This is a genomic window from Leisingera sp. S2M4 (genome assembly GCF_055398055.1).
In genome coordinates this window covers 1,067,969-1,082,308 of sequence record NZ_AP040861.1, presented here as the reverse complement: position 1 = coordinate 1,082,308, position 14,340 = coordinate 1,067,969, and the positions used below count along the sequence as shown (strand labels likewise).

The 14,340-nt window shown below is 65.3% G+C and carries 15 protein-coding genes; 12 read left to right on the top strand and 3 right to left on the bottom strand.

Annotation, left to right across the window (positions count from 1 at the left end; all coding sequences use genetic code 11):
- The first annotated feature begins 51 nt into the window (after nucleotides 1-51).
- Nucleotides 52-219, top strand: a complete 168-nt coding sequence (locus ACZ52D_RS05300; RefSeq protein WP_417475672.1) for a hypothetical protein — start codon at nucleotides 52-54, stop codon at nucleotides 217-219.
- A gap of 2 nt (nucleotides 220-221) precedes the next feature.
- Here the strand turns inward: ACZ52D_RS05300 and ACZ52D_RS05295 are convergent, their stop codons facing one another.
- Together ACZ52D_RS05295 and ACZ52D_RS05290 are read right to left on the bottom strand one after the other, a co-directional pair.
- Nucleotides 222-1,307, bottom strand: a complete 1,086-nt coding sequence (locus ACZ52D_RS05295) for a CaiB/BaiF CoA transferase family protein (RefSeq protein ID WP_464442788.1) — start codon at nucleotides 1,305-1,307, stop codon at nucleotides 222-224.
- Nucleotides 1,308-1,354: 47 nt separating this feature from the next.
- On the bottom strand, nucleotides 1,355-2,215 hold the full coding sequence (locus tag ACZ52D_RS05290; RefSeq protein ID WP_464442787.1) for a helix-turn-helix domain-containing protein: 861 nt from the start codon (nucleotides 2,213-2,215) through the stop codon (nucleotides 1,355-1,357).
- 124 nt (nucleotides 2,216-2,339) lie between these two features.
- On the opposite strand from ACZ52D_RS05290, the gene pobA reads away from it, so the two are divergent.
- A complete protein-coding gene (gene pobA, locus ACZ52D_RS05285) occupies nucleotides 2,340-3,521 on the top strand; it encodes a 4-hydroxybenzoate 3-monooxygenase (protein WP_464442786.1) in 1,182 nt (393 codons plus the stop codon).
- A 92-nt stretch (nucleotides 3,522-3,613) separates the two neighbouring features.
- Here the strand turns inward: pobA and ACZ52D_RS05280 are convergent, their stop codons facing one another.
- On the bottom strand, nucleotides 3,614-4,288 hold the full coding sequence (locus tag ACZ52D_RS05280; RefSeq protein ID WP_464442785.1) for an NAD(P)-dependent oxidoreductase: 675 nt from the start codon (nucleotides 4,286-4,288) through the stop codon (nucleotides 3,614-3,616).
- Between the two features lie 167 nt (nucleotides 4,289-4,455).
- On the opposite strand from ACZ52D_RS05280, the gene ACZ52D_RS05275 reads away from it, so the two are divergent.
- From ACZ52D_RS05275 to ACZ52D_RS05230, 10 genes are all read left to right on the top strand, one after another.
- A complete protein-coding gene (locus ACZ52D_RS05275) occupies nucleotides 4,456-4,989 on the top strand; it encodes a CoxG family protein (RefSeq protein ID WP_464442784.1) in 534 nt (177 codons plus the stop codon).
- A gap of 122 nt (nucleotides 4,990-5,111) precedes the next feature.
- The gene (locus ACZ52D_RS05270; RefSeq protein ID WP_222456372.1) at nucleotides 5,112-6,080 is read left to right on the top strand and encodes an ABC transporter ATP-binding protein; all 969 of its coding nucleotides are present in this window, start codon (nucleotides 5,112-5,114) and stop codon (nucleotides 6,078-6,080) included.
- Nucleotides 6,077-6,838, top strand: coding sequence for an ABC transporter permease (locus ACZ52D_RS05265; protein ID WP_222456371.1), 762 nt, complete (start codon nucleotides 6,077-6,079; stop codon nucleotides 6,836-6,838). Before ACZ52D_RS05270 ends, ACZ52D_RS05265 begins: the two co-directional genes overlap by 4 nt.
- Nucleotides 6,839-7,159: 321 nt before the next feature.
- Nucleotides 7,160-7,957: a S49 family peptidase gene (locus tag ACZ52D_RS05260; RefSeq protein ID WP_464442783.1), complete on the top strand. Its 798-nt coding sequence runs from the start codon at nucleotides 7,160-7,162 to the stop codon at nucleotides 7,955-7,957.
- A gap of 171 nt (nucleotides 7,958-8,128) precedes the next feature.
- Nucleotides 8,129-9,079: a calcium/sodium antiporter gene (locus ACZ52D_RS05255; protein WP_417475665.1), complete on the top strand. Its 951-nt coding sequence runs from the start codon at nucleotides 8,129-8,131 to the stop codon at nucleotides 9,077-9,079.
- Between the two features lie 46 nt (nucleotides 9,080-9,125).
- Entirely contained in the window at nucleotides 9,126-9,932 is an 807-nt protein-coding gene (locus ACZ52D_RS05250; protein WP_369928409.1) for an SDR family oxidoreductase, read from the top strand.
- 311 nt (nucleotides 9,933-10,243) lie between these two features.
- The gene (gene uvrC, locus ACZ52D_RS05245) at nucleotides 10,244-12,133 is read left to right on the top strand and encodes an excinuclease ABC subunit UvrC (protein ID WP_464442782.1); all 1,890 of its coding nucleotides are present in this window, start codon (nucleotides 10,244-10,246) and stop codon (nucleotides 12,131-12,133) included.
- 137 nt (nucleotides 12,134-12,270) lie between these two features.
- Nucleotides 12,271-12,942 (top strand): CDP-diacylglycerol--glycerol-3-phosphate 3-phosphatidyltransferase, encoded by a 672-nt coding sequence (gene pgsA / locus ACZ52D_RS05240; RefSeq protein WP_222456366.1) that lies wholly within the window; start codon nucleotides 12,271-12,273, stop codon nucleotides 12,940-12,942.
- The gene (gene moaD / locus ACZ52D_RS05235; RefSeq protein ID WP_464442781.1) at nucleotides 12,942-13,187 is read left to right on the top strand and encodes a molybdopterin converting factor subunit 1; all 246 of its coding nucleotides are present in this window, start codon (nucleotides 12,942-12,944) and stop codon (nucleotides 13,185-13,187) included. The genes pgsA and moaD overlap by 1 nt, the downstream gene beginning before the upstream one ends.
- 4 nt (nucleotides 13,188-13,191) lie before the next feature.
- A complete protein-coding gene (locus ACZ52D_RS05230; RefSeq protein ID WP_417475664.1) occupies nucleotides 13,192-13,638 on the top strand; it encodes a molybdenum cofactor biosynthesis protein MoaE in 447 nt (148 codons plus the stop codon).
- Nucleotides 13,639-14,340 lie beyond the last annotated feature (702 nt).

Here is a 14,340-nt window from a genome sequence, read left to right as displayed (position 1 = left end):
GGCAAGAGCTGCATCCTCGCGCATTGTGCGCACAGACCCGGAGGTCACACCATGGACTACAGCAGAATGGGCGGCGCCCGCATGGGCCGCAACAAGCCGCGCCATGCCGAGCACAACGCCAAGGGCACGGCAAAGAACCCCTTTGGCAAGCAGGCCAGCAAGGCCGAGCTGCTGAAGCGGATGAAGGCTGCCGCCGAAAAGCCCAAGAAGGACGACTGAGCCTAGCGCAAGCCCAGCTCGGCCAGGATGTCCTGTCCGTGCTGGCCGCGCTCCGGGATCTGGGGCGGCTCCCACTCGGGCTGGCCGCTGAACCGCGGCGCGGGGGCGGCTTGCAGCACGCCGTCCGGTGTGGCCCAGGTGCCGCGGGCGTTCATCGGATGCGCCATGGCTTCCTCGGGGTTCAGCACCGGGGCGACGCAGGCATCACTACCGTCAAACAGCGCCGCCCAATGATCGCGCGGCTGGGCGGCGAATATCCCGGCAAGCCGTGCCGTCAGCACCGGCCACTGCGCCCGGTCGAACTGCTGCTGAAACGCGGGGTCCTCCGCCAGCCCCAGTTTGTCCAGAAACAGCGCGTAGAACTTTGGCTCCAGACATTGCACCGAGATATGGCCGCCGTCCGCGCAGGCGTAGGTGCGGCTCCAATGCGGGCCGTCCAGCAGGTTCGCCCCGCGCGTGACGCCGAAATGCCCGGCCTGGCGGATGCTCATCAGAAGATTCATCATATGGGCCGAGCCGTCATAGATCGCCGCGTCCACCACGCAGCCTTCGCCGCTGGCGCGGGCCTTCAGCAGCCCGGCCAGCATTCCCGCCACCAGGTACATCGCGCCGCCGCCGATGTCGCCGACCAGCGTGGCGGGCGTCAGCGGCGCATCGCCGGGGGTCGAGGCATACCACAGCGCGCCCGACAGCGAGATATAGTTGAGGTCATGCCCTGCCGTCTGGGCCAGCGGGCTGTCCTGGCCCCAGCCGGTCATCCGGCCATAGACCAGTCCCGGGTTCACCGCGTGGCATTCTGCCGGGCCAAGGCCCAACCGCTCCATCACACCGGGGCGGAAGCCCTCGATCAGACCATCCGCCGTTGCGGCCAGTTTCAGGAAGACCTCGGCGTCGGCTGGGGCCTTGAGGTCCAGGGTGATCGACCGCTTGCCGCGGTCCAGCAGCGACCGTTCGGGCATCCCCGGCGTGGGCGGCGCGCCCGGACGGTGGACGCAGATCACCTCGGCGCCCAGATCGGCGAGTGTCATCCCGGCGAACGGGGCCGGGCCCAGCCCCTCGACCTCCAGAATACGAATTCCCTCCAGCATGCGGCCTGCTCCTCCGTGTCGGCGTACTGCAGCCAGCCTGCGGCAGCCTAGCCGCCGCGGGCAAGCTGCTGGCGGAACTTCCGTGGCGGCATACCGGTGCCCCTGGCAAAAAAGCGGCTGAAATGCGCAGGGTCGGAGAAGCCCAGCTCATAGGCGATCTGGGCGGCGCTGAGGCTGGTGTAGATCAGTAGTCGCCGCGCCTCGCGCAGGGTGCGCGCGCGGATCAGCGCCGAGGCGGGCTGGCCGGTGGCCTGATGGGCGATCCGGTTCAGATGGGTGGGGGAGACCGCCAGCTGCCGCGCGTAGTCGGCCAGCGGCAGGCGTTGGCGGAAGTTTTCCTCGACCAGGGCTTCAAAACGGGCAAACAGCGGGCTGGTCTGCGGCGTGCCCGTGGTGGGCTGCGCGGTGGCGATGGCGCGCGCGGCCAGTGCAGTGGCCGCCAGCGCCAGCCCGCGCAGCATCTGCGCGCGGCCAAAGTCGCGGCGCTGGTACTCCGCGATCAGTTGCCGCGCCAGCGCCTCCATGCCGTCCGGCAGCGGCAGCACCGCGGGCAGGTCCAGCGGCGCCTGCACGCCTTCCTGGGCGGACAGCCCCTGGTCCAGGAGGTCGGAGGTCAGCGTCAGCACCCAACCGCTGGTGCCGCTGGCAAAGCGGAACCCATGCACTGCACCGCGCGGCACATTGACCAGGCACGGCGGGGAAAGCGGATGGGTGTTTGCGTCAATTTCAGTGCTGCCGCCGCCGCGCATCAGCACCAGCAGCTGGTGCAGGCGGTCGTGGCGGTGCGGTTTCAGTTGCCAGTCATGCAGCTCGGATCGGGCGCGTATGGTTTCCACATGCAGGACATCGGCCAGTTCGGCGGTTTCGCCGAATAGGTTGTAGCTGCTGATGCGGGCGGCGGAGGGCATGTTCGAAATGTACAAGAACTGGCGCAGTTGGTCCATTCGCAAAGCGGCGTTCCGGGCGCATTATGGCCGCCAGCACTTTGTTTGGTCCTGCCTGCGGCGGACCGGTGGTTTGGGGGGGAGCCATATGACCAGTTACGAGACCCAGGTTGTCATCATCGGCGGCGGGCCTTCGGGGTTGCTGCTGTCACAGCTTTTGCATCGCAAGGGCATCGACAGCATCGTGCTGGAAAAGCGCAGTCGGGACCATGTGCTGGGGCGGATCCGCGCCGGTGTTCTGGAGCAGGGGCTTGTTGCGCTGATGCGCGAGGCCGGCTGCGGCGCGCGCATGGATCGCGAGGGAGAGACCCACGAAGGCTTCTACATCGCCCATCAGGGGCGGCTTGATCGGATCAATTTGGCTGGTGCCACCGGCGGCGCCACGGTGATGGTCTACGGCCAGACCGAGGTGACCCGGGACCTGTACGCGGCGCGGGACGAGATGGGGGGCGTTGTCCTCCACGGTGTCGAGGACGTTGAGCTGCACGAGCTGCGGGACGCTCGCCCTTACGTGACCTGGCAGCAGGACGGCGGCACGCATCGGGCCGACTGCGATTTCATCGTCGGCGCCGACGGCTTTCACGGCGTCAGCCGCAAGTCGATCCCGGCGGATGTGCTGACCGAGTACGAGAAAGTCTATCCCTTTGGCTGGCTGGGGGTTCTGTCGCAGACGCCGCCGGTGGCGGAGGAGCTGATCTATGCCCGCCATCCGCGCGGCTTTGCCCTGTGCTCGCAGCGCAGCAAATGCCTGAGCCGCTACTACATCCAGGTGCCGCTGAGTGACCGTGCGGAGGACTGGAGCGATGACGCCTTCTGGGCCGAGCTGAAAAGCCGCCTGCCGCAGGACGTGGCAGCCGGGCTGCAGACCGGGCCGTCGATCGAGAAATCCATCGCCCCCTTGCGCAGTTTCGTTGCCGAGCCGATGCGCTATGGCAATTTGTTCCTGGCGGGCGACGCCGCCCATATCGTGCCGCCAACCGGTGCCAAGGGGCTGAACCTGGCGGCCTCGGACATCTACTATCTGTATCATGGGTTCCAGGATCACTACCTGAACGGCGACAGCGCCGGGCTGGACAGTTATTCGGAAAAGGCGCTGGCGCGGGTCTGGAAGGCGGAACGGTTCAGCTGGTGGATGACCAACCTGCTGCACCGCGCACCGGACGGCAATGACACCGACCTGCGGCTTCAGCAGGCCGATCTGGACTATCTGTTTTCCTCCGCTGCGGCGCAGGCCTCTTTGGCGGAAAACTACGTCGGGCTGCCGTATTGAGCTGAGCTGCGTGCCGCAGCGGCGAGGGGCTCCCGCGCCTTTGCCCTGCATCACAGATGCATGCCCGGCCCAACGCGGCCCAAGGTCCGGCGTCAGCCGGCCGCCAGGGCCGGGGCGGGAGCGCCCCAGGCAACGGTCAGCTTGCCATGATTGTCGCGGGGCGCTTCGGCGAGATCGATCAGCGCAGAGCCGAAATCAGCGAATGAAATCTGTGAGTTGCCCTCCTCATCCACCACCAGCGTGTCGGTGCCGAAGCGGTAGCGCCCGGTGGCTGGACCCTCCATCAGCATCGCGGGCGGGCGCAGGCAGGTCCACCCGGTGTCGGTGGCGGCATCCAGCACCGCGTCCTGCGCGGCGCAGGCCTCGGCAATCGGGCGCACGCTGCCCGGCAGGAAACCGGGGGCGGTCAATACCGTGTGGCCGCTGCCATCGGCCAGTTTCAACGTTGCGGCGCCGCCGGTGACCAGCACCGGGATACCGGCCGTCTCGGCGGCCTCAAGCGCCGCGCGGGTCAGGGGCACAAGGTCGGCCTCGCGCCCCACCGGCGGGCGCAGGGCGCTGATGATCAGGTCGTGGCCGACAGCCGCCTCGGTCGCCGCCTGCGGCTGGGCCAACAGGTCCAGCGGGCAGGGGGTGACCAGCGGGCTGATCGCGGCCAGCGCCTGCGGCTTGCGGGCGGCTGCTGTGACCTGATGGCCGCGGGCCACGGCCGCACGCAGGGCCGCGCCGCCAACATCGCCGGTGGCGCCAAGGATGAGGATTTTCATTGGGGTGCTCCTTTAAGTTATCTTGATATCGAGATAGCTGTCGACAATCTCGACGTCAAGATAAAAATGCAGCGCTGCCGCCCGCTGCCTGTGACAGATGGCTTGGCAGGCCGCGGCCCGTTGGCTAGGTCTGGTGAAACACGCCATGACGCCAGGGAGGCCAAGCCATGCAGATGACTGACCAGAAGGAAATCGCCGCCGATCCCGCCACTGTGTACGCGGCCCTGCTGGATCCCGAGGTTCTGAAGGCCTGCGTGCCCGGCGCGCAGGAGGTGACCGGCACCCCGGAAGAGGGGTTCGAGGCCAAGGTCACGCAAAAGGTCGGCCCGGTGAAGGCGACCTTCAAGGGGCAGGTGACGCTGTCGGACATGGTGCCGGGCGAACAACTGAAGATCAGCGGTGAAGGCAAGGGCGGCGCGGCCGGCTTTGCCAAGGGCGGCGCCACGGTGACGCTGGCCCCGTCAGAGACCGGCACGCTGTTGTCCTATGACGTCGAGGCCAAGGTCGGCGGCAAGCTGGCGCAGCTGGGCAGCCGCATCATCGACGGCTTCGCCAAGAAGATGGCGGATCAGTTCTTCGCCAATCTCCAGTCGCACCTCGCGCCTGCGGACGCGCCGGACGATGCGGCGGAGGCGTCGGAGGCGGAAGCCGGTGGCGCCGACAAGAAGGGCTGGTTCAGCAAGGTGACCGGTCGCGGGTGAGGTCGGCTCCTTCGCGCGCGCTCTCTGCGCTGATGCACAGTTGCATATGCGGGTTGCGGGGCTGGCAGATGCGGCACACTGCCGCTAGGGTGGCCGGGATTTGAGCATACACCGGAGGCATCATGGCAGCCATCCTGTCCATCCGCGACCTGCGCAAGGTCTATGACGGCGGATTCGAGGCGCTGAAGGGCGTCTCTCTGGATATCGAAGAGGGTGAAATCCTGGCCCTCCTCGGGCCCAATGGCGCGGGCAAGACAACGCTGATTTCCACCATCTGCGGCATCACCACCGCGTCTTCGGGTCAGGTCAGCGTCGGCGGCTTCGACAATGTGACGGAATTTCGGGCCGCCCGGTCTTTGATCGGGCTGGTGCCGCAGGAGATCACGCTCGAGCCCTTCGCCAAGGTTCTGGACACGGTAACCTTCTCGCGCGGGCTGTTCGGGAAACCCGCCGATCCGGCGCGGATCGAGGCGGTCTTGCGCAAGCTGTCGCTGTGGGAGAAACGCGACAGCAAGATCATGGAACTGTCCGGCGGCATGAAGCGACGGGTGCTGATCGCCAAGGCGCTGGCGCATGACCCGCGGATCCTGTTCCTCGATGAGCCGACCGCCGGGGTCGATGTGGAATTGCGCAAGGACATGTGGGAAATCGTCGCCGAGCTGAAGGCCGATGGCGTGACCATCATCCTGACCACCCATTACATCGAAGAGGCCGAGGCGATTGCCGACCGTGTCGGGGTAATCACCGGCGGCGAGCTGCTGCTGGTGGAGGAAAAGGAGCAGCTGATGGCTCGGATGGGGCAGAAGCAGCTGGAAGTGCAGCTGACCGCTCCGATATCGGAAATCCCGGCCGGATTGGCGCCACATCGGCTCGAGCTGGTCAATGGCGGCTACGGGTTGCTGTATACCTACGACACGCGGGCCGAGCGCACGGGGATCACCACCTTGCTGAATGACGTGGCGCAGGCCGGGCTGGTGCTGGCGGATGTGCAGACCCGGGAATCCAGCCTCGAGGACATCTTTGTGGGTCTCGTCGCGCGCAACGGCGCTGACCGGAGCGGCACGGCGGCAGTTTCAGGAGACGCGGCATGAATTGGACGGCAGTGGCCACCATCTACAAGGCGGAAATGGCGCGGTTCTGGCGCACCTTCCTGCAAAGCTTCATCTCGCCGGTTTTGTCGACCTCGCTGTATTTCGTGGTTTTCGGCAGCGCCATCGGCAGCCGCATCGAGGAAGTCGACGGCGTGGAATACGGCGCCTTCATCGTGCCGGGGCTGATCATGCTGTCGGTCATAACCCAGAGCATCTCCAACGCCTCCTTCGGGATCTATTTCCCGAAATTCATCGGCAATATCTACGAGATCCTGTCGGCCCCGATCAATTTCCTCGAGGTGGTCGCAGGCTTTGTCGGCGCGGCGGCGACGAAGTCGCTGTTCATCGGCACCGTGATCCTGTGCACCGCTTCGCTGTTCGTTGATCTGCATATCCAGCACCCCATCGCCATGGTGGCCTTTTTGGTGCTGACCTGTCTCAGCTTTGCGCTGATGGGCTTCATCATCGGTATCTGGGCCGGCAATTTCGAGCAGCTGCAACTGGTGCCGCTGCTGGTGGTGACACCGCTGGTGTTCCTCGGCGGGTCCTTCTACTCGATCTCGATGCTGCCGCCGGTGTGGCAGACCATTACCCTGTTCAACCCGGTGGTCTACCTGGTGTCGGGCTTTCGCTGGGCGTTCTTTGGCCAGGCGGATGTGCCGGTGCTGCTGAGCCTCTGCGCCATCGGCGGCTTCACCCTGGCCTGCATGGGCGTGATCTGGTGGATCTTCAAGACCGGCTGGCGCATCCGCGCCTGAGCGCGACTGGCGCGGGGCAGCATATGCTCCCGCCTGCGCCTGCGGCCTGGCGGCCGCCTTGCATTTGGGCCCGGCACGCTGCGCGTGCCGCGCCGCGCGTTGGCGCGGCGCCCCGCCCAACGGGAAGGCAGCTGCCGCGGCAGATGGCCTGACGGGCGGGAGCGTTTTGATCTGGCGGCACGCGGGCCTGGACCGGCAGGTGGTCAGGGCAGGCAGGGCAGCGTTGCATTTTTGCCTGTGGCTGTGTGGTTTTTGCATTTCACCGCAATTCCCCCGGCACCGCATCTTGTTTCACCTCGGGCGGGCCTCTACATCGGCGCCATGAGATTTCACCTGCCTTTCCTGAACAAACAGCCGCTGGTCGCCGTGGTGCGGCTGAACGGTGCCATCGGCATGACCGGCCGCGGCTCTCTCAGCGACACCACCTTGGCGCCCGTGCTCGAACGTGCCTTCCGCAAAGGCAAACCTGCCGCGGTGGCGCTGGAGATCAATTCTCCCGGTGGCTCGCCGGTGCAAAGCTCCCTGATCGGGGCCCGCATCCGCAGTCTGGCCGAAGAGATGGAGATCCCTGTCTACGCCTTCGTCGAAGATGTGGCGGCCTCGGGCGGCTACTGGCTGGCGGCCGCGGCGGATGAGATCTGGGCGGACGCCAGCTCTGTCGTGGGGTCCGTCGGGGTGATCTCGGCCGGCTTTGGCGCCCATGTGCTGCTGGCCCGGCAAGGGGTCGAGCGGCGCGTTTATACCGCGGGCGAGAGCAAATCGATGCTGGACCCGTTCCGGCCGGAGAACCAGGAGGACGTGGAGCGTCTCAAGGAGATCCTGAACGACATCCACGCCAATTTCATCGACCATGTCACCGAACGCCGCGGTGCCAAACTGGCGACGGATCAGAAGCTGTTCACCGGCGAGATCTGGCTGGCACGCCGCGCGGCCGAGCTGGGCTTGATCGACGGCATCGGCCATCTCAAGCCCAAGATGCAGGAGCGTTTCGGCAAAAAGGTCCGCTTCCGCCGCTATGGTGTCAAGAAGCCGCTGTTGAGCCGTTTTGGCGTGCAGATCGCCCAGGACGCGCTGGCCGGAATCGAGGAGCGCGCCGAGTTCGCGCGGTTCGGGCTCTGACGTGCTGGTAAAGATCGTTGCAATCTTTCTGGTGGTGATGGTGGTGCTTGCGATGTTCGGCAAGCTGCGGTTTCCCGGCCAGAAACATATCAATTCAAAGCGGTGCCCGTCCTGTGGCCGCTTCAAGATCGGCAGGGGCGTCTGCGCCTGCAAGAACGGAGGGTCTGGCAAATGATGCCATGGCTGTACTCGGCCCTGGGGCTGGTGATTCTGCTGCTGGCAGGGGACGCCCTGGTGCGTGGGGCGGTAAATCTCAGCCTGCGTCTGGGTGTGCCCGCGTTGATCGTCAGCCTGACGATCGTGGCGTTTGGCACCTCGGCACCGGAACTGCTGATCGCCGTCAAGGCTGTCGCGCGCAATGCCGATGGGATCGCGTTGGGCAACGTGGTGGGATCGAACACCGCCAACATCCTGCTGGTGCTGGGCATCCCCGCCCTGATGCGGGCCCTGCACACCAGCGAGTGCAGCACGCGCAAGAATTACATCTTCATGCTGATCGCGTCGGTGCTGTTCATCGGCCTCGCCTTCTGTGGCACCTTCACCATCTGGTCGGGCCTGATCCTGCTGGCCGCGCTGTCGGTGGTGCTGGGCATCGCCTTCCGCGAGGCCCGCAACCACCGTCGCAACGGCAAGGCCGCGGAAGACGACCTGGAAGACATCGAGGAAGCCGACCCGAACATGCCCTACTGGCGGGTGGGGCTGTACCTCCTGCTGGGTCTTGTCGGGCTGCCGCTCGGGGCGGATCTTCTGGTCGACAACTCCACCATCATTGCCCGGACCTATGGCGTGAGCGAAACCGTGATCGGCCTGACGCTGGTGGCGGTGGGCACGTCGCTGCCGGAACTGGCCACCACGGTCATGGCGGCGCTGCGTCGGCAGGCGGATGTCGCGCTGGGCAATGTGATCGGCTCCAACATGTTCAACCTCCTCGCCATCGTCGGGCTCGCCACCTTTGTCGGACCGATCTCGGTGGATCCCGAGTTCCTGCGGTTTGATCTCTGGGTGATGCTGGCCGCGTCGCTGCTGCTGATCCCGTTCGTGTTCTTCAAACAGGACATCACCCGCATCTGGGGGATCATCCTCAGCGCGCTCTATCTGGCGTATCTGGCGGTGCTGCTCTAACCTCCGGCATGGCAAGGGGCAGGGGCCATCGATTGGCTGCTGTCCCATGGGCCGGGGCAGGAAGGAGACAGCGATGCGGGCATTGGTGACCGGAGCGGGCAGACGTCTGGGGCGTGCCATGGCGCTGGAGCTGGCCCGGGGCGGTCATGCGGTTGCGGTGCATTACGGCACCTCGGCCGAGGCCGCCGAGGAGGTCGCCAGCCAGATCGTCGACGAAGGGGGACAGGCCGTGACCTTGCAGGCCGATCTGCTGGACGAGGCGCAGTGCCAGACACTGCTGCCGCGTGCCGTGGACGCGCTGGGTGGGCCGATCACGTGCCTGGTGAACAATGCCTCGGTGTTCGAACGCGACACGCTGACCTGCGCCACCCGCGACAGCTGGGATCGTCACATGGCCAGCAACCTGCGTGCCCCTTTCGTCCTTTTGCAGGCAATGGCCGCGCAACAGGGCGTGCGCGAGCTTCGCGACGCGGAGGGCGAGCCGCTGGCCTGGGGGCTGGCGGTCAACATGATCGACCAGCGGGTCCTGAAGCTGACCCCCGATTTCATGTCCTACACCCTGGCCAAGTCGGCGCTGTGGACGCTGACGCGCACCGCCGCACAGGCGCTGGCCCCCTGGATCCGGGTCAATGCCATCGGGCCGGGACCAACCCTGAGGGGAGCGCGGCAAACAGCAGACCAGTTCTCGCGGCAACGCGCGGCCACCATTCTGCAACGGGGGGCCAGCAGCGAAGATGTCACGGCTGCGCTGGCGTATCTTTTGCGCGCACGGGCCGTGACGGGCCAAATGATTTGTCCGGATGGCGGTCAGCACCTGGCTTGGCAGACCCCCGACAGCGACGGGCTGGAGTAGCGTTTCGGGCGACGATTTCGGCTTCGGCCCGGAAAGTTGTACACCGCCTCGAGGGGTGTCACGGAAGCGTTACAAAAACCCCTTTGTTTTCATAACCTTGTCAGGGGTCGTAAAAAGTTTCGTTTATTTTCAATAATTTGGTAAATTGCTTAAATTTTAGGCATTTGGCCGGAATAGCGTAAAAATAAGAAAAAATCGCAGATAGCCCAAAGTTATCTTCGTAGTTATCCACATGTTGCGTGGATTTCCTCTCTCTTGATCCCGCGGGTCAAACATTGCAGCCCAATGCGGGGAATCATATGTCTGTGCGCATGACTGATCAGCCTTCCGACACAGCCCCGGATTCGCCGACCCCAAAGCCGCGTAGTGGCTACGCGGTGATTCAGGATTACGTGAAAACTCTGGATGCCTCGCCCGGCGTCTACCGGATGCTGGATGCCGAGAGCCGGGTGCTCTACGTCGGCAAGGCGCGCAACCTGAGGGCACGGGTGTCGAACTATACCCGGCCCGGCAACAGTCCGCGGATCGAGCGGATGATCGCGCTGACCACCTCGATGATGTTCCTGACCACGCGCACGGAAACCGAGGCGCTGCTGCTGGAGCAGAACCTGATCAAGCAGCTGAAGCCGAAATACAACGTGCTGCTGCGGGATGACAAAAGCTTCCCCAATATTCTGGTGGCCAAGGATCACGACTTTCCGCAGCTGAAAAAGCACCGCGGCGCGCGCAAGCAGAAGGGCAGCTATTTCGGCCCCTTCGCCAGTGCGGGTGCGGTGAACCGGACGCTGAACCAGCTGCAAAAGGCATTCCTGTTGCGCAATTGCTCGGATTCCATGTTCGAGACCCGCACGCGCCCCTGCCTGCAATATCAGATCAAGCGCTGCTCGGGGCCCTGTGTGGGGCTGATCTCGGAAGAGGACTATGCTGCAAGCGTGCGCGACGCCGAGCGTTTCTTGTCGGGCCGTTCCACCAAGATCCAGGAAGAGCTGGCCGAGCAGATGATGGCTGCCTCCGAGGCGATGGAGTTCGAGCGTGCCGCCGCCTTGCGGGACCGGATCAAGGCGCTGACCCAGGTGCAGTCCAGCCAGGGCATCAACCCGCGCGGCGTGGCCGAGGCGGATGTGATCGGCCTGCACATGGAGGGCGGCCAGGCCTGCGTGCAGGTTTTCTTCATTCGCGCCAACCAGAACTGGGGCAACCAGGATTTCTACCCGCGCATCGATGCCGACATGAGCCCGGCAGAGGTGATGGAGGCCTTCCTCGGCCAGTTCTACGCCAACAAGGAGCCGCCGCGGCAGCTGATCCTGTCGGACGCGATCGAGAATGCCGACCTGATGGAAGCGGCGCTGAGCGACAAGGCAGACCGCAAGGTGGAACTGCTGGTGCCCCAGCGCGGTGAAAAGACCGAGCTGGTGGCCTTTGCCGTGCGCAACGCCCGCGAAAGCCTCGCCCGCCGCATGGCCGAAAGCGCCACCCAGGCCAAGCTCCTGCGCGGCCTGGCCGAGGCGTTCGGCCTGGAGGCGCCGCCGCAGCGCATCGAGGTCTACGACAACTCCCACATCCAGGGCACCAACGCCGTGGGCGGCATGATCGTGATGGGGCCGGAGGGCTTCATGAAAAACGCCTACCGCAAGTTCAACATCCGCGGTGATGACCTGGTGCCGGGCGATGACTTCGGAATGATGAAAGAGGTGCTGAACCGCCGCTTCTCGCGCCTGCTCAAGGAAGACCCGGACCGCGAAAAGGGGCTGTGGCCCGATCTGCTGCTGATCGATGGCGGCGCGGGCCAGGTCTCGGCGGTGGCGGAGATCATGGAAGAGCACGGCGTGCAGGATATTCCCATGGTTGGCGTCGCCAAGGGGGTTGATCGCGACCACGGCAAGGAGGAATTCCACCGCCCCGGTGCGCGGCCCTTTGCGCTGCAGCGCAATGATCCGGTGCTGTATTTCATCCAGCGGATGCGGGACGAGGCGCACCGCTTTGCCATCGGCACCCACCGCGCCAAGCGCGCCAAGGCGGTCAGCGCCACGCCGCTGGACGAGGTGCCGGGCGTCGGCGCCTCCCGCAAACGCGCGCTTCTGGCGCATTTCGGCAGCGCCAAGGCCGTCAGCCGCGCCAACCTTGCGGATCTGAAGGCGGTCGAGGGCATCTCGGCGGCGCTGGCCGAACGGATCTACGACCACTTCCACGCCAGCAGCTGAGAACACCTCTTGAAAACTGAAACGCCCGGCCCTTCTTCTGGCCCAACCTATCCCCGCCGGGGGCATCCGCCCCGGATGGGGCGGATTTTTCAGCGCATGCGCTTTCCACTTTCTAAACAGCCGGATAATGTGCGTCCATGAAATGGACCCTGCCCAATATCCTCACCCTGCTGCGCCTGCTTGCCGCGCCCGGCCTTGCGGTGATGTTCCTCTACTTCTCGCGCCCCTACGCGGACTGGTTTGCTCTGCTGCTGTTCATCACGGCGGCGGTGACGGACTGGTTCGACGGCTATCTGGCACGGGCCTGGAAACAGGAAACCAAGATCGGCGCGATGCTGGACCCGATCGCCGACAAGGCGATGGTGGTGATCGCGCTGATGATCATCGTCGGCTATGCCGCCGAACACTGGACCCCCTGGTTGGTGCTGCCCGCCACCGTGATCCTCTTCCGCGAGGTCTTTGTCTCGGGCTTGCGTGAATACCTCGGCGACACTGCCGGCACGCTTAAGGTCACCAAGCTGGCCAAGTGGAAAACCACTACCCAGATGATCGCCATCGCCACGCTGTTTTCGCAGGGTATCTTCGAGCACTATCTGGTGATGTCCTCCTTTGGCATGGACGACCAGATCTATACCCAGATCATCGCGGGCGAGCTGGAGGACCTGTTCGGTCTGCGCTGGAAAGAGGCGGGCGTGTTCTGGACCGGCCGCATCGGCCTGTGGCTGCTGTGGATCGCGGCGGCGCTGACGGTGATCACCGGCGCGGACTACCTGCGCAAGGCGATGCCGCATCTGAAGGAGGCGCATTGATGGAAATCCTGTATTTCGCCTGGGTGCGCGAGCGCATCGGCCTGCCGCGCGAGCGGGTGGAGACCTCGGCCGCCACCGTCGCCGAGCTGGTGGCAGAGCTCAGCGCCCGCGAGGAGCGCTATGCCGCGGCCTTCGCTGACCTCTCGGCGCTGCGGGTGGCGCTGGATCAGGAGCTGTCGGATTTCGACTCGCCGCTTGAGGGCGTGCGCGAGGTGGCCTTCTTCCCGCCGATGACGGGCGGCTGAGCCGATGCGGATTGCGGTTCAGGAGGCACCGTTCGAACTGGGCGCCGAAAGCGACGCCTTTGCCGCCGGTGTCGCGGGTGCTGGCGCGGTGGTGACTTTCACCGGCGTGGTACGCGATGCCGATCAGGGCGGTCTGGTGGCCATGGAGATCGAGCATTACCCCGGCATGACCGAAAAGGCGCTGACCGCCATCGCCGAGGAGGCCATGCGCCGCTGGTCGCTGGCGGATGCGCTGGTGATCCACCGCCATGGCCGTCTGGCGCCGGGCGAGCGCATCATGATGGTCGCCACCGCCGCGCGCCATCGCAAGGATGCCTTCGAGGCGGCGGAATACCTGATGGACTACCTCAAATCCCGCGCGCCGTTCTGGAAGAAAGAGATCCTGTCCGGCGGCAGTGCCGACTGGGTCGCGGCCAAGGACGCCGACGAGGACGCGCTGAAACGCTGGTAAGCCCTCGCATCACCGGGCGGGCTCCCGCCAGGTGTTCGACCATCCAAGGATGATCTCCGCCTGTTGGGCCCGGCGCCGCGCTGCGCGCGGCGGGGGGGTATCGCTTGGCAGCGGTGGTGGTCTCAGGAAGCGCGGTCATGCTTGGGCAGGGGGCGATAAAGGGTGTCTGACAAGTGATGCGCACCCTTTTGCGACGGGGCCGAGGTGTGGTGGCGCTGGCGTGCTTCCCGTAGCATCCTTTATTCCCCTCGCTGGGAACGCCTGTAGATGCCCCTCGAACGCCGCGCCGTGCGAAAGAGCTTTTGTTGTCGGCATGAGGTCGAAATTTCTGGCGAGAACAGGTTTGTCTGCCGGCGATAACGTCGCTGGGCTTGGCCTGCACGGTTGCGGGAAGGCGTCTCTCAGCACGTTGCCGCCGTTGCTTGCGTATTCGCAAGGTGGGGGCGTTTGTGCCGAGACCAAAACGGATCTTGCGTGGTGTACTGTCTTTCGGACACGAGCGACTATTCCTGCTCTCCTGGAGCGCAACCGGCAATATGGTCGGGCTTTTGAATGCGCAGGGACTCGCGTTCCAAGCGCTCTGAGCGGCTGCCTGGCGTGGCTCGCGTGTCCGATGGAGTCGGCTGACTATGCTCCTGCACCGCGTTGCAGTCCCTTGAAGTGAGGCGGAACCGCAAACAGGTCGGGGGCTAGTTGCCCGCC